Annotated in this window: 15 protein-coding genes; 2 read left to right on the plus strand and 13 right to left on the minus strand. The window is 47.0% G+C overall.

The features are described from left to right. Positions 1-11: 11 nt before the first annotated feature. The 11 genes from B212_RS0119430 to B212_RS0119480 form a co-directional block, all read right to left on the minus strand. Positions 12-707, minus strand: a complete 696-nt coding sequence (locus B212_RS0119430) for an SAM-dependent methyltransferase (protein WP_019912678.1) — start codon at positions 705-707, stop codon at positions 12-14. Continuing rightward, positions 704-967 (minus strand): acyl carrier protein, encoded by a 264-nt coding sequence (locus B212_RS0119435; RefSeq protein WP_019912679.1) that lies wholly within the window; start codon positions 965-967, stop codon positions 704-706. Before B212_RS0119435 ends, B212_RS0119430 begins: the two co-directional genes overlap by 4 nt. Positions 968-1,005: 38 nt before the next feature. Beyond that, positions 1,006-2,040, minus strand: coding sequence for an HAD-IIIC family phosphatase (locus B212_RS0119440; RefSeq protein ID WP_019912682.1), 1,035 nt, complete (start codon positions 2,038-2,040; stop codon positions 1,006-1,008). 36 nt (positions 2,041-2,076) lie between these two features. Continuing rightward, positions 2,077-2,958: a 3-hydroxyacyl-CoA dehydrogenase family protein gene (locus B212_RS0119445; RefSeq protein WP_019912683.1), complete on the minus strand. Its 882-nt coding sequence runs from the start codon at positions 2,956-2,958 to the stop codon at positions 2,077-2,079. Between the two features lie 115 nt (positions 2,959-3,073). Continuing rightward, the gene (locus B212_RS0119450) at positions 3,074-6,187 is read right to left on the minus strand and encodes a cyclic peptide export ABC transporter (RefSeq protein ID WP_019912684.1); all 3,114 of its coding nucleotides are present in this window, start codon (positions 6,185-6,187) and stop codon (positions 3,074-3,076) included. Positions 6,188-6,217: 30 nt separating this feature from the next. Further along, positions 6,218-10,705, minus strand: a complete 4,488-nt coding sequence (locus tag B212_RS0119455; protein WP_198015874.1) for a non-ribosomal peptide synthetase — start codon at positions 10,703-10,705, stop codon at positions 6,218-6,220. 341 nt (positions 10,706-11,046) lie between these two features. Then, positions 11,047-12,171 carry a 3-dehydroquinate synthase gene (gene aroB, locus B212_RS0119460; protein WP_019912686.1) on the minus strand — a complete coding sequence of 375 codons (1,125 nt, stop codon included), beginning with the start codon at positions 12,169-12,171 and terminating at the stop codon, positions 11,047-11,049. Positions 12,172-12,371: 200 nt separating this feature from the next. Further along, entirely contained in the window at positions 12,372-12,977 is a 606-nt protein-coding gene (locus B212_RS0119465) for a zeta toxin family protein (RefSeq protein WP_019912687.1), read from the minus strand. After that, the gene (locus B212_RS31940; RefSeq protein ID WP_019912688.1) at positions 12,970-13,149 is read right to left on the minus strand and encodes a hypothetical protein; all 180 of its coding nucleotides are present in this window, start codon (positions 13,147-13,149) and stop codon (positions 12,970-12,972) included. The genes B212_RS0119465 and B212_RS31940 overlap by 8 nt, the downstream gene beginning before the upstream one ends. 154 nt (positions 13,150-13,303) lie before the next feature. Continuing rightward, positions 13,304-14,005, minus strand: coding sequence for an RNA polymerase sporulation sigma factor SigK (gene sigK / locus B212_RS0119475; protein ID WP_019912689.1), 702 nt, complete (start codon positions 14,003-14,005; stop codon positions 13,304-13,306). A gap of 187 nt (positions 14,006-14,192) precedes the next feature. Then, positions 14,193-15,767: a PucR family transcriptional regulator gene (locus B212_RS0119480; RefSeq protein ID WP_019912690.1), complete on the minus strand. Its 1,575-nt coding sequence runs from the start codon at positions 15,765-15,767 to the stop codon at positions 14,193-14,195. 132 nt (positions 15,768-15,899) lie between these two features. On the opposite strand from B212_RS0119480, the gene B212_RS31945 reads away from it, so the two are divergent. Further along, entirely contained in the window at positions 15,900-16,706 is an 807-nt protein-coding gene (locus B212_RS31945; RefSeq protein ID WP_019912691.1) for an acetoacetate decarboxylase family protein, read from the plus strand. Next, positions 16,699-17,466, plus strand: coding sequence for an SDR family NAD(P)-dependent oxidoreductase (locus B212_RS0119490; RefSeq protein WP_019912693.1), 768 nt, complete (start codon positions 16,699-16,701; stop codon positions 17,464-17,466). Before B212_RS31945 ends, B212_RS0119490 begins: the two co-directional genes overlap by 8 nt. Positions 17,467-17,800: 334 nt before the next feature. On the opposite strand, the gene B212_RS0119495 is transcribed toward B212_RS0119490, so the two are convergent. After that, complete coding sequence (locus B212_RS0119495; RefSeq protein WP_019912695.1) at positions 17,801-19,153, minus strand: sodium-dependent transporter; 1,353 nt, start codon at positions 19,151-19,153, stop codon at positions 17,801-17,803. Between the two features lie 210 nt (positions 19,154-19,363). After that, the gene (locus B212_RS0119500; RefSeq protein WP_198015875.1) at positions 19,364-21,760 is read right to left on the minus strand and encodes a transglutaminase domain-containing protein; all 2,397 of its coding nucleotides are present in this window, start codon (positions 21,758-21,760) and stop codon (positions 19,364-19,366) included. Positions 21,761-21,878 lie beyond the last annotated feature (118 nt).

Here is a 21,878-nt window from a genome sequence, read left to right on the forward strand (position 1 = left end):
AGACCCGCCAGCTATCCCCTGCACAAAACCGTCAAAAAATCATAAACATAGCCCTGGCTCACTTCTGCCCGGATGGGCTGCAGCCCACTTGTCTGAATCTGTTCCAATGCGGTCTTCTTGGTTAACAATTCCCTATACCCCAGGTTGATTTCGGGGTGAACCTCGTAATATACCCGTGTCAGAAAGCTGTCCATCGGTACAATCAAAATCAGATATCCGTCCGGGTGGCAATGCTCCTTGTGGATGGACAGAATCTCCTGCTTCTCTTTAAAATGTTCGATTAATCCAAAGCTGCAAACAAGATCAAATGGTTCTGCCACCTTCAAGGCAAACAAGTCTTCCAACTGATACGTAATGCGGTTCTCACTCTTGTCCTTTATCCGGTTATAGGCTTCAAATGAGGTCCGGCAATTATCCACCAAAGCTCCGCTTCCTCCGTACATTGTCAGTAGAAGACGAGTCAGAAACCCTGTACCCGCTCCCAGCTCCAGGATTCTCGGCTCCGGCTGGATCTGAATGCCCCTTAACAGCTTGCGCAATACGTTCCCCAAGACCAGTGCCAGCAAATGAGCGTTCTCGCTCAGCAACCCCCTGACATTGTAAAAATATGATTCAACGTCAAACGCCGGAGCTTCCCCGTTCTTCAGCTTCATGAAATACTCATCCCAATTAAATACGGTCCCGGTATTTTTTGTCGTATAAATCATCGGGTTTCCTTATTTGAAACCGTTTTCGAATGGATAAAGCTTACGATGTTATCTATGGTATTGAAATTGGCGATATCCATTTCATCACTCTCAATGGTCGTATTGAATTCACTCTCAATGTACGTAACCAATTTCATGGCAAACAATGAATTTACGAAACCAAGCTCAAAAATATTGTCTTCATTGCTGAAGTCAACATCATCATCAAAAACCACCAGGTTATCCTGAATAAAATTGCGGATTTGCTCGTGCACGCTCATTGTAAAAACTCCTTTATTTTTATTTTTTCCGGGCATTATTACTTGACGAGAAGCTCGATATAAGGAGGGAATTTCTGAATCGTTGTCAAATCATTTTCCAGGATAACAAATCCGTCCTCCGCCTTGGCTATTTCTTTGAAGTTGGAGAACCTGTAAGAGACGTACATCATTTTGTTGCGTTCCGTATTCTTGAAGTCAGCTAACAGCCTTTTATTGGCTTGTTTGGCTTGCTGCATGATATGCGTCAGCAGAACGGTGCCAACCCCGTGCGAAATAACACGGCATGACATAATCAGCAGCTTGATATGCCAATGGGTATCTGTCAGCTCGGCCAAGGCGATTCCAATTTTACCGTAAGAGCCGTATTTATCGGTTAGCTCACAGACATACAGCTTATGGCCGGGCGATTCCCGAAAGTGATTCAGTTCGTCGTAGCTGTAGATCCGCCCCGTTGAATTCAACTGATTGGTGCGTACGGTTAATTCTTCGGCACGCTTCAAATCCTCCTCCTCAGCCTCACTGATGATGAATTTCATGCCTAGCGATTTTAGAAACTCCTCGCTGGTTCCCGAGAAGGCTTCTTCTTCCTGTTTACGTTTCATGTCCTCTAGATACATGAGCCTTCTTTTTACCGAGTCCTCTGTGATGAAGGCGGGGATCAGCGAAGAATGGCCAAGCAGCTCCTGGTAATGATCGGCATGAACGCAATTGATGGCTGCATGAACACTTTTCACCTCATCCAGCTCAAAAGGCCGGTCATCAATAAACAGCAGTGTATCCATGCCGATATTGATCGACTGGCGGATGGCATCCAGTGACTTTGATTTTGGCTCCCAATGGATTTGGGGATAGAGAAAATAGTGGTCAATTTCAAACTCTTTCAGCTTATTCATCGCATCGTCGATATTATTTTTGCTGGCAATAGACAGCAGAATTCCCCGGTGATCCAGTTCCTCCAGAATCTCCTTGATTTGCGGTTTTAACGTTACCTGATCCCCCTCAGACAGAACACCATCCCAGAGGGTATTATCCAAATCCCATACGACGCATTTAATTCCGCTTTTAATCTCCATCCTCAGGTTCCTTCACGTTAGATTTGGTATATCAGCTTACGCACGGCTATGGGCGAGAACAGAAGTGTAATCAAAAAATCCTTTGCCGCTCTTCTTCCCCAGCAGCCCTGCGTCCACCATCTTGACCAGCAACGGACAGGGGCGATATTTCGAATCGTTATAGCTCTCATACAAAACCAAGATGGAATTCAAGATCGTATCAAGCCCAATCAAATCGGCGGTAGCGAGCGGGCCCATTTTATGGCTGAAGCCTAAACGGAAAATTTTATCCACATCCTGGGGTGTCGCGACCCCATCATGCACGGCCCAGATGCATTCGTTAATCATGGGCATAAGGACGCGGTTGGTCACAAAACCCGGCGAATCATTGACCAGGACAGGCTTCTTGTCAATCGCTTTCAAAAAGTCTTTGATCTTCTGAATCGTATCCTGGGATGTGTAGTAGCCCTTAATGATCTCTACCATCTGCTTGAGCGGAACCGGATTCATGAAATGCATGCCGATTGCATTCTCCGGCTTCGGGAGTACTGCCCCTACCTTCGTGATGGAAATACAGCTAGTGTTCACACCATAAATGGTATCTTCCTGACAATGCTCTTGAAGTTCAAGATATACCTGTTGCTTGGCTTCCCAGTTTTCCGTGATATTTTCAATCACAAAGGGAACGGCATGGAAATCCTGATATGTAGTGGTGAACCTGATGTTAGTAAGCACTTGTTCAACTTCCTTCACCCGCAGCTCCTTTTTCATCAGCTTTACTAGCTTGAAATCCTCCCTGATCTTCGCCTTAGCCGTGTCCAGCGCCTCTTCATGGATATCCTTCAGGATGACCCGGTACCCCTGGCTTGCCAAATCCAAGGCCAAATCGGAACCCATTACCCCTGCGCCAATGATCCCGATCGTTTCGAATGTATTCATATGCGGCTGCCACCTTTTCATAATAGTAGAGTGCTAGTGTACATTACGGATGCGATCCCCGATCTCCTTATGCCTCCCTTCATGTAGGGCCATCAGGCCTTTCTGGTATGACTTGTTACGCATGCTGCTTCACCGGCTCGTCCACGAGCTGTCCCACTTCCATTTTCAACAATTGGTCAGCCATATGAAAATATCTATCGTCATGCGTAATCGCAATGATGCATTTTCCTTTTTGCTTCAGCTCCGGAATGAGCACATGATAGAAATAATCCCGGAATTCCGGGTCTTGGTCTGCGGCCCATTCATCGAACAGATAGATCGGACGATCCTCCAGGCAGCTAATCAAAAGCGCTAACCGCTTCCGCTGTCCGGTTGAGAGATTGACGGTGCTGAAGGCCCCCTGCTGGATTTGGACCTTGTGTTCAATATCCAGCTTCTGTAAGTATTCCTGAATCTCCTGATCTTTGTCGCCGGTTTCCATTCCGTACAGCCGGTCAAACAGGTGGAAATCACTAAATATAGCGGAAAAGCTTTGGCTGAGTTCCTCCGGCGCCGCCTGCCGGCCATTCAATAGAATTTCTCCCTGATCCGGCTTATATAAGCCCGTTATTAATTTGCCTAAGGTTGACTTCCCGCTCCCGTTCCCGCCTGTAACAAAAGTAACCTGCCCGGAATGGACACTCAGATTCAGCGGTCCCACTGCAAACTGTTCACCCTCTTGGGTTTCGTAATGATAAGTAATATGCTTGGCCTCCAAATGGAGGGGGATGTCTTCTGACCCTTCATTATTGATTGGGGCTTCATTCAATTCCTCAACCGTATCCAGTTGATTGGACAGTTCGTTCAGCCTGTTCCAACTGATTCGGACCCGAATGAAATTCGGAATGGCATCCAGTACTCCGTGGACCGGCCCTGTCATATACAGAAAGACAAAGATATAAGCTCTGAGGGAGCTGTTGGAAATGTCCTTAAAGAGCAGCGGAAAAATAAAAGCCACAACTCCGATTACAAAGGTAAACAGCAGTTCTCCCATCACAAATACATTGGCGAAGCTTAAGTCTCCCTCAATCCGTTTGATCCGGTAGGTATCACAGCTTTGCTTAAGCTCTTCCTGGAACTCTTCTTTTTTACCTTTATGAAGGCTAAGCTCCTTGAAGCCGCTGACCATGTGATTGATGAACTTGAAAAAGGTATTTTGAATATCCCTGGTCTCTCCCCAGACTTGATTGGCATGCCTACCCGCCAGAAAATACAGTCCGGCAGCGAATAAAATAACCACAATTGAGATCAGCAGGCCAAGCAGATTAATTGTTCCTAAATAAACGAAGCAACACAGTAAAGTGACCAGGCTGGTCACGCCAAAAATGAGAATATTGGTAACGCCGCTGATCGTTTCCGTATCATTATTTAGTACTGAATACATCCGTTCCTTTTCGATGGTTTCGATATTTTGATAAGAAGACCGCAGAATCTTGTCAATCAGATCCGTTCTCTTTTGAAAGACCATTTCATTGGTCAGGGTAATCAGCTTCGTTCTAACCAGCCTTTGGCCAAAGACATACACAGCAAGACCCATTAAGAAAAACGAAAATAATCCCATCTGAAAACGGTTTGTATGATTCAGCGCTTCATTAATGATGAAGATGATAATTGCATTTCCAAAGCCGCTTATGGTGCTAAGAAAGATGATCGGAAACAAGGTCCGGTCCCGCGCCTTGGGGAACAGCGAGGTGGTGAAGTAATACAGGGAAAAGAAAACGACCCCAATGAATAAACTTGGGATCGCGATCATAAAGCTTGACGGGGCCCATACTTCAACAAGCTCCCATGAGAGCCCGCTAAATAAAATAACCGGAATCTCATAAAGGCAATAACCGAGCAGCCCCACAAACCCCAGCAAAACTGCCAACCCACACATATTTTTGGCGGTTTTCCGGCGAAGCCTTCTTTCCTTAGTAATGATTTCTTTGAGAGTTAAAATAAAAAACCAGCCCGTTAACAGAATCAACGGGACCGCAATACAGAGAATGACAAGGGAGACCTTGTCCACACTGAGATATTGATCCGCTACCTGTTCAGGCGGCTTTTTGTTGTGCAGAATTTCCATAATTCCCTGACCCATCGTCTGGGTGTAGGAGGAGTTAATGTTCGCCAATACGGCGACCCCGATCTTCTCCTCTGGGCGAAACACCACGGAAGAGGAATAATTGGGATTGCTGCCACCATGGGAAAGCTCTCCGCTCCCTTTCTGATAGACAAACCAGCCTGCCGCATAGGAGGAACCGTCAACACCGGGGAAGACGGACCGGTCTGGTTGATGGGAGCGGATGATCAAATCGGCATCCAGTGCTGCTTCCGCCCGCTCTCCCATCTGGATTTTCAGCCATGCTGCCATATCGTTGCCATTCGTAATGATATAACCGGCAGGTGTATTTCCGCGATACACAGGAGCTTGATATTCACGGGCCTTTAAGAAGCCGATCCTGTACCCCCTCGCCATTTCGTGCTGCTCCGCTTCTTGACGGAAAAGATAGGTGTTTTTCAGACCCAAAGGGTTCAATACGTTATTTTCCAGGTAAGTCTCATAGGATTCTCCCGTTACTTGCTCTATCACAAGCCCCAAGATATCATAATTGATGGAAGCATACTGAAACCTGTCCCCCGGGTAAAAATCCAGCTTCTCCCCAACCACGGCCCTGACCGTACGCTCCAGTGCCTGTTCATCCTCCCCAACGGGAATATCGCTAAGCGTATCGAAGGGAAGGCCACTGGTATGATGAAGAAGCTGTTCCAGGGTAATCTCGGCTATACCGTCGTGTTGTCCAGAACCATTCTCTCCGGTATACACGACCTGAAACCAGGGAAGGTACTTCTGTACAGGGTCTTTCATATGCAGCAAGCCTTGTTTTTCCAGTGATAATACAGCCAATGCAGTAAACGCCTTACTGGTGGAACCAAGCTCAAACAGCGTCTCCGGAGTCACAGGGCGTTTAGCCGCCACATCGGAATCCCCAAAACCTTTGTTATAGACGGTTTGATCTCCCTTAACGATAACAACGGAGGCACCCGGTATTTTGCCTTCCTGCATATTCTTTTCGATCCAGGCTTCTATGCCGGCAGTTTCCTCAGTAGACAAGCTGCTTGGAGCAGCCGATTCTGCCCATGCATGCAGTGGCAGTACCATGGTGAACACCAACAAGACGAGCCATCCCGCAATCCCTTTTTTCATTCCATAACCTCGCATCCTCAATTTTCATCATCAACTGAACAGGCTGTCCAACTCCTCCTGGGAAATATCAACCGTATCAAAGTCGGAGGGAGTAAATTCTTTTCTTTGAGTACTGCTGCAATGCTCAATCACCCTCTTCAGATTTCTGAGCCAATGAGATTGAAACCGTTCCATCGTCATGTCCAGGAATTTATTCCGGCTGTATGTCAGGCGAAGCTGTAAACGGCCATCGACCACAAAACAGTTGATGTCCAGCAAACTGGTCATGTGGTTGTCCCCGCTTACATTGTGCTGAATCTGATCTCCCAATAGGACCAGATAGCCTTCGCCTTGATCCCGGATAAATTCCCCAAGATAATTAAAGCGGATGAATTTGCGTACATGGTTATCTGCAATGCGACCAAGTTGGCGCAGCAATCCGAACCCAATTCCGTTACCGGGCACTCTTCGTTGTGCCTCTTTGACCTGCTTAATCTGTCCGGGAAGAGCGTCCTCGTTCAAGGTGATGCCGAATGGATACAAGCTTGTAAACCACCCTACCGTCCTTGTGACATCCACAAGCTCATCTACATCCTCCCGTCCATGCCCCTCCAGCTCAATGACCATATCTCTGCTGCCCGTCCATTCTTTGAGGGTCACCAGCAATGACGCCAGCAGCAAATCGTGCGGTTCCGTATTGTAAGGAATATTGGCTTCAGACAGTAGTGCGGCGGTCTCAGACTGCCCCAGACCGGATAGCAATGTATGGCAGCTTGTCAGGATATCCGCTCCCTTATCATGGTCAGGCGGCAACGTAAAATCCTTCTGCAATATCGAATTCCAGTACACTTCTTCCTTCAACCCTAACGTCTGCCGGCTGTTCTCCAATGCCTTGGCCCATTTCTGATAGGAGCTTGTCTTCAATGGAAGCACCGCTTTTTGGCCGCGATGGATCTGCTGCAGCAATGTATTCATATCTTCCAGAATAATTCTCCAGGATACACCGTCTACCACAAGATGGTGGGCGATCAGCAGCATGGTCCGGACATTGCCGAGATCAAATACAGCCGCTCTTACCAAAAGGCCTTGTTGCAGATCAAAGCTTGCAGCCAGCCTGTGGGCCTCTTCCTCCAGCTTGACCTCTTGTTCAGGCCGGGATAGGTCTGAGAAATCATGGGCTTCAATAGATAGGCGGGTAAGATCATGCTCTTGATTATAGAACAACTCACCGCTGTCACTCTTGCAATTGATTCGCAGGGAGTCATGATGCCGGATTAGAGCGCTTAACGCTTTTTCCAGTGTGTCCAGCCCAATCTCCCTCTTGAGCACTGCCATCACACTTTGATGATAGTGATCCCTCTTTGCAAAATGCTGCGAAAAAAAATAGGACAGGATAGGAGTAAGAGAAATGCTGCCTTCAGCGGCTCCCTGTTCAATTTCCTCTGATCGCGCCGCTTCTATGAACATAGCCATCTCCTCCAGGATGGGAAATGACAGAATGTCCTTCACTTTAAGCTTGTAGCCTCTTTGATTCATTTTTGAAGAGACCTGGATCGCTTGGATGGAATCTCCGCCCACATGATAAAAGTTGTGCTTCACTCCGATATCCTCAACCCGTAGGACTTCCCCAACCACTTGAATGAGCTGCTCTTCTTGTTCGGTTCTCGGTTGGATATACGCATTGTCTCCTCTTGCCGGAAGAGCCATCTCCTCCAATACCGCTTTGTCTACCTTACCGTTTACGGTTAAGGGAATTTCCTGCACTTCAATAAAATGTAACGGGATGAGGTAGTCAGGCAACTGCTTCATCAGGAACTCTTTTAGCTCATGGGCTGCAATTTTCCGTTTTGAAACAATATAGGCGCAAAGAAAAGCATTATGCCCTTTATCTTGGCGGTTCAGAACGACCGCCTCTGTTATCCCGGTATGATTGAGCAGATGCTTCTCAATCTCCTCCAGCTCTACGCGATATCCTCTGATCTTGATTTGCTTATCCATCCTGCCGATATATTCCAGTGTTCCATCCTGCAGGAACCTCCCTTGATCCCCCGTCTTATACATCCTCTTCCCCGGAGCAAACGGACAGTCTATAAATTTCTCTGCAGTCAGCTCAGGGTTGTTCAAATACCCTCTTGCCACGCCGTCGCCAGCAATATAGATTTCACCTATAGCATGAACAGGGACCGGAGCCAGCGTTTTATCCAAAAGATAGATTTGCACATTATCGGCAGGTCTTCCAATGGGCACGGCTGCTCTTGTGTCTGTATCCGGGACATAAGTATGGATCATGCATCCGACCACAGCTTCGGTTGGCCCGTACTCATTGATAATCTCAAGCTTGCCTCCAAAGCTGTCATACACTTTTTTCGCCAGACTGACTTTTAGATTTTCTCCTCCAACGATAAAACGTTTGACGGAGGAATCCAGGCTGCCCCGGTCCAGCAACAAGGATAGGTGAGAAGGCGTAAGCTTCACGGTGGTGGCCTGATTCTCCTTCAGAATCCGGTACAGGACATATTCATCTTCATCGTCGCGGTATACACGAATGGCCCCACCGCTGATTAATGGCGTGAAGAGAGAAGTAATCGTCAGATCGAACGCAAGTGAGGAATAGAGCGGAAACACTTCCTTAGTCTGCTTCACATAGACCTTCTTGGCCCAGCAAATATAATTCACCAATCCCCGCTGCTCAATCATGGTGCCTTTGGGTTTCCCTGTAGAGCCGGATGTGTAGATCACGTAGACCAAATCATCCGGTTTGCTCAGCATTTTCACATTGGAGGTCTGGTAGGTATCGTATTTAATTTCCCCCATATTGAGGATTTGACCGTCGAAGCCGCATTCATCCAAGTCCGGCAGATTGGTGAGCAGAAATTCCGCGCGGGCGTCTTGCAGAACATAACCTAGCCGTTCAGCCGGATTACCGGGGTCGATGGGCAGGAAGGCTGCGCCTGCTTTGCCAATACCAAGAACACTAATTACCGTTTCCAGCGAATGAGTGGTCATCACCCCGACAATGGTATTTGCACCAACCCCTTGTTCCATAAGAAATCTTGCGAGCTGGTTGGCCTTCTCATTGAGCTGCTTGTACGTCAGGTGCTCATTCCTGTAGGTAACAGCGATTGCTTCAGGCATCTTTTCCACCTGATCTTCAAACAACTGGTAGATGGTGCGGTCATTCGGGTAAGAGGCTTGAGTCGCATTAAAAGCATCCACCCGTTCCGTCCACTCTTCCGTGGACAGGATGCTGATTTGCCTGATTCTCGCTTCCGGGTCGGACACCATTGTCATGATTAACCTTGTAAGATGGGCGTACATATCATCTATCTGCTCTTGCGTGAAGTCGTTTTGCTTATAGTCAAAGCTTGCCGTAATGCTGCCGGATGCTGTCCACTCTTTAAGCACGAGCTGCATGGAATATATCTGCTGCCCGCTGTAGAACTCTATACTATCAACCGCATATCCATTGATTTCTGTATCCAGCCTGGTATTGTAATAATTGACACAGACATTAAATAATTGATCCATGCCTTTCTTCTTAAGCTCAAGCTCTTGCATAAGCCGATCATAAGGATATCTTTGATGGAAATAGCAGGCCTTTAACCCGCTGTTGATCTGGCACATCGTATCCAGTACCGAACTACAATCGTCAATAACATAGCGAAACGGCATTGTACTGGTATACATCCCAAAGGTACCTTTTTGCTGCCGTCCAGATCTGTTCAATACTGGCGTGCCGATGACCAAATCGTCTTGGCCCGTAATCTTGTGGGCATACAGCAAATACGCCGTAACAAAGAAGGTATTCAGGGAACAGTTATGCGCTGAGGCCAAATGCTTGATCCGGGCAGAGAGCTCAGGACCCCATTCGTACGTTTTTCTGTTTCCGGCCAAGCTATCCGAGCTGGCATTCAGAAATGAATCCGGAAGTGCCCGATATTTCTCAACCCAGTAGGACTGGTTTGTCTGAAACCGCTCCGATGCAAGATAGGCTTGCTCCTGGTCCCGGTACTCCAGATAGGAGGGTGCAGCCTGAACCTGTATCTTCTCTCCATGCAAAAGCCGGGTATATATCCCGCTGATCTGCTCGGTCATAATATTAATGGACCAGCCATCCGCCACGATATGATGGAACTTGGCCAAATAGCCATTTTGGCGATCAGAAACTGTAAACATGGCAAAATAAAAAAGCCGTTCGTTCTCAAGGACGAATGGCTTTTGCGCTATGGATTCCACCCAGCCTGCAAACTCCCGTTCCGGCTCACGGCATGTGGAAAAATCTATAAATTCTACTGGAAAATCATTATCATGATCAATGTATTGCCTTGGCTCCCCGTTCTGGACAGCCATTCTCAGCCTTAATGCATCATGACTTTGGATGAAGAGAGCAATAGCCTTTTCTAATAACGAAAACTGAACAGGTCCTTTGATTTGGATGGTTCCTCCAATGTTATGCAGCGGGGTTTGGGGATAGATCTGTTCGATGGCCCATATTCTTTGTTGCGGATGAGTTAAAGGATAGAAGCTACTTGGTTTCATATGCATTACTCCCTCCATAACCGCTCAAGCCCTATTATTCCATTGTCTTATATATTTCGAAAAAAATGGCAAAGCTTCGCCATTTCGTGTAACTTATGAAGTATACACTACCTTGATCTTTGCCACCATATATCCCCCTCATTTCTCTAAAGTGCCTAAGCTTCAATAGATTCATTCGGGTTGCTGTGATGTCGCCGTCCAATTAAACCTTATATTCCAGTTGTCAGATAACCATTTCCAGTCAGTCTGCAAGATAAATCTTACAGAATCGCTAGTGTTTAGATATTAAGGTTATTTTATTCTAAAGGAGATTCAATTTCAAGCCTTTCCCTTTTTATTTGCTAACTGCACAACACCGATAAAATCTTCTGCTCATCCACAGGAAATGCGTAAGAGCCGCCGGAGGACTTCCTCATTTCTCCGATTCCGTTCATTAACACTAAATTTATATTGCCATTACGTGTCTTCTTATCGGTATACATTTTTCGAATCAATAATTGCGGGTCTATATCCTTGGGACATTCCGTAGGAAGACCTACACTGCCGAGTAACCGGATAATCCGCTCAACATCTTCAGACTTTAAAAAGCCCAAATGGTTAGCAAGCCTTGCTTCGGCAACCAGCCCGATGGCAACAGCTTCCCCGTGCAGATATTTATATTCCGCCGAAGCTTCTAAGGCGCGTCCTATTGTATGCCCTAAGTTCAAAACTTTCCTATAGTTATCTTCTTTTTCATCCTTCATGACTACTTTGTATTTAATTTCACAATTTTGGCGTACAATATATTCACAAATATCCCACTGAAGACAGAGACTGTTAGAATCGAATAATGTTGGGGCATGGAGTTCTAAGTACTCAAAAAATTGAAAATCTCCTAGACAAGCATGGATAATCGTCTCGGCAAGCCCGCTTCGGAATTCACGCACGGATAACGTATTCCAGGTTTCCAAATCTGCATATACCGTTGAGGGTTGATAGAATGAACCGATCAGATTGGTGGCGGCTGGGGTGTTAACAGCAGTTTTACCGCCAATGGCTGCGTCAGCCGCTGATAATAGTGTTGTCGAATAATTGATATAAGGAATTCCACGACAAAAGGTACTGGCAATAAAACCGGACAAGTCCGACACCATTCCCCCTCCAAGTGCAATAATGAGGCTGTCTCTTCCATAACCTGAAGCAATCATTTCATCCTCAACCCTAATTTTAATCTCTCTGCTTTTATTTTTTTCACCGCTCGGAAAAGTAAATAAATCACAATGTATACCAACGTTCTGAAGCGCCCATAAAAACTCCCTGCCATATAAAGCCTCTACGTTGGAGTCCGTCAACACAGCCACCTTATAAATGCGATCTGCAAAGTTAGTGTGAATATCCCTAATCAGAGTTTCCGTCAATTTTCTTCCAATTATTATATCGTACGATTCATCAACAGTTTTTTTTAACTGCACTCTTAATTTAGTCATTACGTTCTCCCTTCAAGATATTCCTTCGAACATTCACTGCAAGAAGAGTATACCATAAAGTGGAATTATAGTATTTTTATTTACAGATCACTATACCGGGTGACGAAATTCCAGGGACGTTTTTCTTTCCTATGTATTTAGCAACTCATCCGCAGACAAGCTTAATAAACCAATTACGATCGTTCCCTATACGAATTGGTTTACTTTTGCGTTTTATATTTAATCTGTAATTTCCGATTGATTACTTGTGCCCATTCAGGCAATTCATTTGAATAATATTTTATTCCACTTTTATCTGCTCCCAGAATAATTTCACCATCTGCTTTACTATTATCAATAACAATTAATTGATCTAAAAGCTCTAAGTGAGATAACAGATTATTCATACTTGTTACATTTCGTCTAATAATATCCTCGCTTTCAATATGATGACCACCATTCTTAACGCGCAAAGCAACACGTTCAATATTAAGCCGAACATCCCCTAGTCCCACATAAAACATAATGATTTCGAAGCCTTGTTCTTTTGCAACTCTCATCTGCCTTATGACGTTACCACCCGCTAAAGTGGTTTCCACAGTGAAATCCCACTTATTTCGGATACATTCTCTGGCTATTTTTATGGCTTCTTTCCCAGCAGATATATTACTTTTTTCAGGATGCTCATTATTAATTTTACGGGCAAGTGCATCAGGATCAACATTTACACTTACCCCAAGCCGGTCAACAATCAAGTTACGGATTGTGCTCTTACCACTTCCATTATTACCAGCGAACACAAACATGGTTGCAATTGTTTCATTCATGGTTAAGTTCCTGTTCGTTCATTTTCTCAATCTTACCTGTGCTATATTCTTTAACAATTTGCCCTTCGGCTGTTTTATATACAATATATGTCCCATTTGCTTTAGCATCCAATTTCGCACGTTCACCCGTTAATCGAATCAATTTAGCAAGGTCCTGCGTAAGATTCATCATTTATACTAACACCTCATTTTTTTCTTATAGCTCGAGTATATCACAGCACAGCGCATTTTATATTAGCTTAAGTCTGATCCGACTCTTCACAAATAGCCTGCAGATTGAGAATTTGACATCTCATTTCTACAGGCTATTATCATAAAGTTCCAACTTATCTTTTCGCCTTATAAAACTCATGATACAGCTTCATCAGCGCCCTCTTTTCAATCCTGCTCACATAGCTCCGCGAGATACCCAGCTCCTTCGCAATCTCCCGCTGCGTCCGCTCCTCCCCGCCGGTGTCCAGGCCGAAGCGGCCGACGACCACCTCTTTCTCCCGGTCATCCAATATATCAAGATTACGATATATCTTGCTCTTCTCGATCTTGAGATCGACTTCCTTGATCACATCGTCGGTTTCGGAGCCGAGGATATCTATGAGGGTGATTTCATTTCCTTCCTTGTCCGTACCGATAGGATCGTGCAGAGATACGTCCTTGCGGGTTTTCTTCAGCGAACGAAGGTGCATCAGAATTTCATTTTCTATACAACGAGCGGCGAATGTTGCGAGCTTCGTGCCTTTATTCGGGCGGTAGCTCTCGATGGCCTTGATCAGACCTATCGTGCCGATGGAGATGAGGTCCTCCATGTCTTCGCCGGTGTTGTCGAATTTCTTGACGATATGCGCAACAAGCCGCAGATTATGTTCGATCAGCAAATTTCGGGCCTTGGCATCCCCCTCGGCCATCATCCCTAAGTATTTGCTTTCCTCCTGCTCCGAGAGCGGCTGGGGAAAAGCATTGTTCCTTACGTACGATACCAGCAGCGTCAGTTCTTTGATCAGCAGCGCAATTGTGCTTATAATTCCTGGCAACTTGGCGACACCTCCCGCACATGTACAATGAAACCGGTCAGTTAGGAGCACTACGGGTTCATGGTCCTTTTATTGTATGTGGGTGAATGCCTAGAAGTGCCTGTACGGGAGAAATGGGTACGGGCTCTGACATCTTCTGTACCCTGAAGCTTCTTCCCGATGAGATGTCAATATTAATAAACGAAATCTATCTGTTTGTCCCTCCTCCAGCTTCTCTCACTTTATCAAGGTATGCGGTCATTTTATAGGACATATATAATCGGAGAACGTTATCAATATTGTCTAAATCGGCATGAGTCAACTCACTGATCTGTTGCAGCCGGTACCGCAGGGTGTTGCGGTGGATGAACATCCGGGCCGCAGTCTTTTGCAACTGCCGGTTGTTCTTCAGATAGATAAAAAGCGTGTGATAAAGGTCAGTGTGGTGCTTCATATCATACTCCCGCAATGTAAGCAGCGCCGGATGGCATACGTCCCGGTAGTCACTCTGTGTATAAAAAGACAGCATGTCATACATCTGCACATCGGGGTACAAGACCACCGGATCGGCGGGCATTGTGATTAGACCAATCTCAAGCGCTTTAACCGCCTGCAGATAATATTTGCGGCAATCGGCAATATCGGTGAATTCACTGCTGATTCCCAGGCGGATCTGATTGGAGGTTAGAAATTCGTGCATATCGGAGCTGAACTCCATTCTCGCTGCTCCCCTAAGCTCCCGGTCTCTGACTATGACAATGTGCTCATTATAAAAAATCAGGCGTTCCGCCTTAAAAAACGTGCTGATCCGATCCCGTAAATACCCGTTGTATTTGTCAGTAGCATCATACCGCGTTATATCCAGCACCAGCACGGACAGCTTGCCATTCAGCTTGATATTACAGCTTCGGAGTCTCTCCTCAGTAAGCTCTTTGCCGCCGGGGTCATTCTCCAGCAGATCGTAGATCATTTCTTCATACACGGCATGAGTAGAATTCCGGTAAAAGCTGATCTTCTGCAGCTCTGCCGCCACCATCTCGCTGACAAAAGCGGCTAGGTCATGATCCCTTGGATGGATAACCCGTCTGCAGCCCAGCAGAATAACATTGCCGACAAGCTTGTTCCCGATTTTAACCTTCGCCACCACCTTCACGGCAGCACTGCCACTACAGATCACTTCATATGGCTCCACAGACTTTACACCGTTTTGTACGCTTTTCATCTTTTTGACAGTGGCAATAAAATCATAAGAGCAGTAGCCCTTCTGCAGATTATCTCTCCAGATCGGATCGGTTATCTCTGCGCTGTCCGAATAGGCCAGAACTTTATAGCTTAAATCAATAATTATCACTGGATTACCCAAAAGCTCTGCCGCCACTGATACGATATGGTCCATCCCTTTTCCGGCGACAAACGCTTTAAGCAGTTCTGCCTTCGCCTGCTCCGTTTCGAAATTCTCTAAGAACAGCTCCCTGGTCTGGTTGTAGATTTCGAAGAGATCCTCACCCGCTTGAAACTCAATCCTATTCGGACTGCTCGCCGCATACTCCCGAACTGGCAGCACTGCGTCATTGATCAGCATGAAGCTGGCATTCTCTATATTCCCCGCATCGCCCGGCAGCATGGAGCTTTTGCCTACATAGATAAACTCGGGCGCGAAGCAGGTTTGGCTCTTCGTAATCAGTTTTGCATCAATATAATCCGCCTTTAATTTGCTGTTATGGTGAACGTGGACCGCTCTGTTGCCAAAATGTCCGGCCAGTTGTTCAAAGCTAATACTCATCTCTCTCACCCTTTATTAATTATAGTGCGCCACGCACATAGATTCCAATTATTTTTATATTTTCCATATATATAAACATTGATAGGGCTATGTTACATTGAAGCTGACAGTGATTAGGAGGAGGAATTAAAGATGAGCAGCTTTATCAAAGATGTAGACGAAATTGTAAAAAGAACCACAATACCTACGACGTTCTATAATGCCGAGACACTTACCGTTTACTGGGAGACCTCCCCTGAGATTATCCGGCGGATTCTGCCCTCCCCGCTGGGTCCAGGACCAAAGCCTTTGGTCCAAGCCTTCGTAGCCGACTATCCCCGCACCAGCTTCTGTGACCCTTACCGTGAAGCCGCCATATTCGTGCTCGCGGAGTATAACGGACAGCTTGGAAGCTATTGTCTGTCTATGCCGATCAACGATGATATCGCAATGGGGCTTGGCCGCGAGCTTTACGGTTTCCCCAAGAAGATGGCTGACATCAGTCTCAGTAAAGTGGATCAGCAGGTCAAAGGCAGCGTCTCCCGCCGGGGCATCGAATTTTTCCGGGTCAATGCGACATTAAGCGGAAGGATGAATGCGGAAGACGGACAGGCCATACTCAACGAGCATTATGGGAACGGCCTGCCTGTCTTCAATATTAAATATTCCAAATCTGCAGACGGCAACGGGTTCGATCTGCCACCGCTCCTGATTCAGCAAAACACCTCAATGGATGTCAGTGTGCTGACGGCTGCCGAGGTTGAAATCACTCTGTCGGACTCCCCGCACGACCCCTGGGCGGAACTGGAGGTGGTCAAGCTGCTGGGCGGCATCTATACAGTCAGCAATACCGTACTGCTGCGGGGCAGTGTACTGTCCAAAGTGAATCCTGTGAGTTTCCTGCCGTATTCCTATTTGCGCTGGGACTGGTGGGAGCAGACGGAGGGCTATAATGAATGATCTGTTTGATTTAAGCGGCAAGGTGGCAGTTGTGACCGGCGCATCTGGGGGAATCGGAGCAGAATTGGCCAAGGCGTTCGCCGCGCAAGGTGCGGATTTGGCCCTTCTGGATCTAAGATTGGACGAGCTGAGAACACCCGCCAGGGAGATCGAATCCGTAGGCCGCCGCGCTCTGTCACTGAAATGTGACGTGACCCGTGAGGGAGAGATTGAGGTTGCAGTCGCAACCATTCTCCAGCACTGGGGCAAGGTCGATATTCTGGTGAACAATGCAGGAGTCGCCTCCGCCGGTTCAGTGGAGGCGCTGGAGGAAAGAGAATGGGACCGGGTGATTGATACCAACCTAAAGAGCATATTTCTCATGTCAAAGCATGTCATTAAGCACATGAAAGACAGAAGCTACGGCAGAATTATCAATATGGCCTCCATCTGCGGCATGATCGGGAGCAAGTCGGAGCCGCTCCATGCCTACAATGCCTCCAAAGGCGCGGTTGTGAGTTTGACCAGAGGCATGGGGGCTTCACTCGCTCCGTATGGCATAACGGTTAACGCTATCGGTCCCAGCCTGTTCCGCACGGGAATGACGGAAGGCGCTCTATATCAGGATAGCTTTCTCAAGTTGTACAATGCGCAATGTCCCGCCGGCCGGCCCGGCAATCCGGATGAATTGAATGGCGCCGCCATCTATTTTGCCTCGGACGCTTCCAGCTACACAACAGGCCAGACACTGTATGTGGACGGAGGCTGGACCTCGGTTTGAGCACGGGATTAACCCGGGAAAAGAAACTGCCCTTACGCTTCTCATCAGAAGCCGGAAGGGCAGTCTCTTTTCCACCCCCTGAAGGGGGCTTGTAGTTATAATTCGTATTGTACGTTATGCAAGCCTGCGGCCGTAACCAGATCGGATCAGGCCTCTACTTGATACGTTAACCAAGTTCCCGTCACCCTTCTTCTGCCTTGCCGTTCCAAGACCTATAAATGCGAGGTAAATACTATATTGATTATTCAAGATATTTTATTCAAAATAAAAAAACTCTACAGCCACAAGGGTTGTAGAGCTTGATTGTCCATTTTGCAGATGAATGGCTGTTGAACTAGAATTTAAGAATTCCCGAAGTATGGAGCAGTACCAAGAAAACCAGGATCGGTGCGACATACCGGAGCATGAACAACCAGATGCGGAACCACCGAGCTTGCAGCCCAGCCGCTTCTGCTGCCCCCTTCCAGAAGTATCCGGCGAAAATGGTAATCAGCAGACCGCCAAACGGCAGCATAATGTTGGAGGTGATGAAATCCATCCAGTCGAATAGGGCTTTGCCGCCAAACGAAAGCTCAGGGAACATTCCCAGCGACATCGCGGAAGGAACACCGAGCAGGAAACAGACCAGAGACAAGATCCAGACCGAACGTTGACGGCTCCAGTTCCAGCGCTCCATCGCGAAGGATACAGGCACTTCAAGCAGGGATACGGCTGAGGTCAAGGCAGCAATCGCCAACAGGATGAAGAACAGACCGCCGAAGAACCCGCCGAAGGGCATAGCCGAGAAAGCCGCAGGCAGAGCGACAAAAATTAGCGAAGGCCCCTGATCCGGGGCAATGCCAAACGAGAACGTTGTCGGGAAGATAATCAATCCGGCAATAAACGCATAGAGCAAATCTCCGGCGCCAATCGCTAATGCGGCGGTACCCAGCGACTGATTTTTATCCACGTAAGAGCCGTAAGTCAGCAGAATCCCCATCCCGAGCGACAACGAGAAAAAGGCATGTCCCAAGGCGACCAGCGCAGATTCCGCCGTCAGCACCGAGAAGTCCGGTTTGAGGAAGAAGGAGACACCTTCGTTTGCACCAGGCAAGGTTACCGCGCGAATCATGAGCACAATGAGGAGAACGACCAGGCCGGGTATCAACACTTTGTTGAATTTCTCAATCCCGCCCGATACCCCAAGAATGACTACGCCCGCCGTAATCAGCATAGCTACGCCCTGCCAGACAATCGGCATCCCCCCTGAGATAAAGGAGCCAAATTCACCTGCATAGTCACTTGAACTGAACAATTGGCCATTGAAGGCAATCATCGCGTAATTTAGCGTCCAGCCTGCAACAATAACATAAAAGGAGAGGATTAGAAAAGGCGCGACTACTTGCAGTATTCCCGCTGCCTTCCAGCCTTTTCCACCTCCGGCACGTATGAACGAAGTCGCCGCGCTTCCGCGTCCGCTGCGTCCAATCGCCAGCTCGGCCAATAGCACCGGCAAGCCGATCAGGGTCAGACAGACGATGAAGAGCAGGAAGAAAGCCGCACCGCCATTTTCCCCTGTAATGTAAGGGAACTTCCACATATTTCCCAAACCAACAGAGCTGCCGATGGCCGCAAAAATAAAGCCGCTGGAGGAAAAACGCTCCTTCTTCTCCGCGAGCAGGCTTTTTTCACCTTTAGTTTGATTCATTTTCTTAACACGCCCCGTTTTCTTTTTTAGACCTCATTATAGCTTATATAACATTGAGTGTCATATAGAAATTCTCTGAATTCTCTATAATTATTCCTTTTTACTGTATAAAAAAACAAAGGATGCCGCCGTTCCCGGCGACACCCTATTGTAGTTTGCAACGATGTTGTATGTTTTCGTATATAATGAACTCCATTCTTTTATCTTCAACTAAGGAGCGCGCCAGATAACGAAATAGTTATTGTACCCATAGCCATAATTGGCAGTGCCTGAGCTGCTCCCCAGAATGTGTGCGGTAAGCTGTTTCAGTTCCGCTTCGTTTATCTCCGGTTTGACCCGAACTGAAATTACCGGTTCGTTCCGCTTCAGCAGCTTTTGCAGCTTGGTTGTGAAGTCTGCGGCAGAATGGACCTCCAGCCCGTTTTTGACATAATAGTCATAGGTTTCGGTTACTCCCTCAAATGAGCCCAGCTCTTTATCCAGCCAGAACATGTCATCCTGAACGTATTCCAGCCCGGCCGCAGTGTCATCATTGGCATTATAAAGCAAATAAGGAATTCCCGTGTTGGTCAAGCCGTTGGTAGGATCAATATTGAGCCATTCTGAACCGATTTTGACCTTAATCCAGGCGTGCGGTGTTCCTTCCAGCGTTCCAGTTACCACAATCGTCTCAAGTCCGGCCAGATCGGCGAGCATTTTATATGATGATGCGTAACTCATACATACTCCCTTTTTCTTGACCATAATACCGTAGGTAGTAAACGCGTCATTTATTTCGGCATCGAACGGCCCTTTGCTGTCCTGGGCGGCTGCCGATGCGGCATCATCATAGAGGGTCTTATCCTTTAAATATGCATAGATCGCCATGTTTTTTTGTGCGGCGCTCATTCCGTTATGAATGATGGCCTGGACAATACGCTGTGCTTCAGCCGAAATTTCCTTCTGCTTGCGTTTGAGCTCATGGCTGGAATCATTATATTCGAGATGCAGGGTGACTGAATTATAATCGTAATAGTATGTAGCCACACCGAGAATCTGCGGATTCTGATAGATCACTTTGGTTAAGTAATCCACCAGAACCTCCTTGCTTTGCAGTTCAGGAAAAGCCAATAGCGAAAACTCCTTCTTGCCTTCCACCATATTCCGGGCCAAGTACTCTTCTGCCGCCGAATTCACATTCAGCCCGATTTTCCTTAGAATCTCCGGCTCAGGAACAAGCTGTTCGTCACCTTCTGCTGCCTGCTGCTTCGTATTTAGTCTTTGCCGGCTGACCAGATCAAGTCCCGCGCCTGAAGAACCGCCCGCCTTGCCTCCGCCAATAATGGTCGGGACCTCTGGAGGGGCGACCCATGTCCTGGAGCTCTGTGGCTTGGCCATTCCTGTATTTGGGTCTTTCCTGGAATGAGATGTCACGAACGCCTTATATTCAGCTTCCGTCACCTCAAAAATCAAAAAGCTTCCCTTAAGCTCCGTGCCTTTTATCCGGTATTCTACCTTGCTGTCATTAATGATCTTGTTCTTGTCCATATTATAGATTACATCCCGGTCCGCTACCGACTCATCCAGAAATTGAACGGACATCTTCTTGGGCAGTTCAGACAGCTTATCGTAGCTGCCATATGGATCTGCCAAAGCAAGAGGCAGCCTATCAGCCAGCTCCGCGATACTGATCATATTGCCGAAATTGGATTCCTGATCTCCTTTATAAGCCGTTACATAATAACCAAAAGGATTCAGGAGATTCTGGAGAGAATCCAGTCTCTGATTACTTGAATGAGTAAGGTCATATTCCGTAGTCTGTACAGTAGCTTGCGGGCTAGGAAAAACATCTTCATAGCCCTCTTCCGCCCCATTAATTTTGCTATGCATGCTCTCAGAATAAACGCTATAGATTTTATAGCCGTCGGCTCCCTTAACCGGTTTCCAGGTCAATTTGAGGCTGCCTGATCCATCAATTACATAATCCAGTTCCGGGGCAGGGACTTGCGATTTCACTGTAAACGGAGTAATGACCGGCTTAGCCAGCTTTAGCGGAGTCTGAGATTCCAAATCATAATTCACACGGATGTAATAAGCAGATGCGTTTCCCCAAATCGAATCAAATACGCCATCCCGATCTAAGAGTTCTAAGAATGGCTCCACCACCACCGTGCTTCCGGAATCCTGGAAATAGATATTCGCCTTAATCTGGCTATGTGTCAGCGCCTTCCGGTCGGTATGTACTGAGATGATATCTTCTGCGGGTATTCCCGACATATCCGCTTTGAAGCTGAAGGTAAAGCTCTCATTCTGTTTGACATTGTACAGCGACATCAGCACTTCCGTAGATTCCTGCTCATATTTTAGCTTCAGGTCATGAACCGTCAATTGACCGGTAGGCCGTCCGCAGAGCACACTTTTGATGTTGATTTCCTGCCGCACCGCCGGCGCTTCTGTCTCTTCTGCTGGTTCTATCTTTTTAATCTGTTCTGTTGGCTCTACTTGTTCGGCCTGTGTGTCGTTAAGAACAGCAGCCGCTTCATTCCCGGCAGCCGGGAGATTTCCATTATTGAAGCAACCCGTTAATAACATAAGTATAGTCAGAGTACTCGCCAAAGCTTTTAACAAGCGATTACACCCCATGTCTTCCAGTGACTTACGCAAAATCACTCTATGTATTTGCTGACTGCATAAAATTCACTATACTATAATGTGGAAATTGGGCACAGTAAAGTTTGCCACAGCC

The sequence above is a fragment of the Paenibacillus sp. HW567 genome (genome assembly GCF_000374185.1).
In the GTDB taxonomy this organism is placed as follows: Bacteria; Bacillota; Bacilli; order Paenibacillales; family Paenibacillaceae; genus Paenibacillus_AQ.

Excerpts from the sequence above, each read along its gene's own strand:
- aroB (WP_019912686.1), bottom strand. The coding sequence starts at position 12,171 with ATGACTAAATTAAGAGTGCAGTTAAAAAAAACTGTTGATGAATCGTAC.
- B212_RS0119430 (WP_019912678.1), bottom strand. The coding sequence starts at position 707 with ATGATTTATACGACAAAAAATACCGGGACCGTATTTAATTGGGATGAG.
- B212_RS0119450 (WP_019912684.1), bottom strand. The coding sequence starts at position 6,187 with ATGAAAAAAGGGATTGCGGGATGGCTCGTCTTGTTGGTGTTCACCATG.
- B212_RS0119490 (WP_019912693.1), top strand. The coding sequence starts at position 16,699 with ATGAATGATCTGTTTGATTTAAGCGGCAAGGTGGCAGTTGTGACCGGC.
- B212_RS31940 (WP_019912688.1), bottom strand. The coding sequence starts at position 13,149 with ATGATGAATCTTACGCAGGACCTTGCTAAATTGATTCGATTAACGGGT.
- B212_RS0119465 (WP_019912687.1), bottom strand. The coding sequence starts at position 12,977 with ATGAATGAAACAATTGCAACCATGTTTGTGTTCGCTGGTAATAATGGA.
- B212_RS0119435 (WP_019912679.1), bottom strand. The coding sequence starts at position 967 with ATGAGCGTGCACGAGCAAATCCGCAATTTTATTCAGGATAACCTGGTG.
- B212_RS31945 (WP_019912691.1), top strand. The coding sequence starts at position 15,900 with ATGAGCAGCTTTATCAAAGATGTAGACGAAATTGTAAAAAGAACCACA.
- B212_RS0119495 (WP_019912695.1), bottom strand. The coding sequence starts at position 19,153 with ATGAATCAAACTAAAGGTGAAAAAAGCCTGCTCGCGGAGAAGAAGGAG.
- B212_RS0119480 (WP_019912690.1), bottom strand. The coding sequence starts at position 15,767 with ATGAGTATTAGCTTTGAACAACTGGCCGGACATTTTGGCAACAGAGCG.
- B212_RS0119445 (WP_019912683.1), bottom strand. The coding sequence starts at position 2,958 with ATGAATACATTCGAAACGATCGGGATCATTGGCGCAGGGGTAATGGGT.
- B212_RS0119455 (WP_198015874.1), bottom strand. The coding sequence starts at position 10,705 with ATGAAACCAAGTAGCTTCTATCCTTTAACTCATCCGCAACAAAGAATA.
- B212_RS0119440 (WP_019912682.1), bottom strand. The coding sequence starts at position 2,040 with ATGGAGATTAAAAGCGGAATTAAATGCGTCGTATGGGATTTGGATAAT.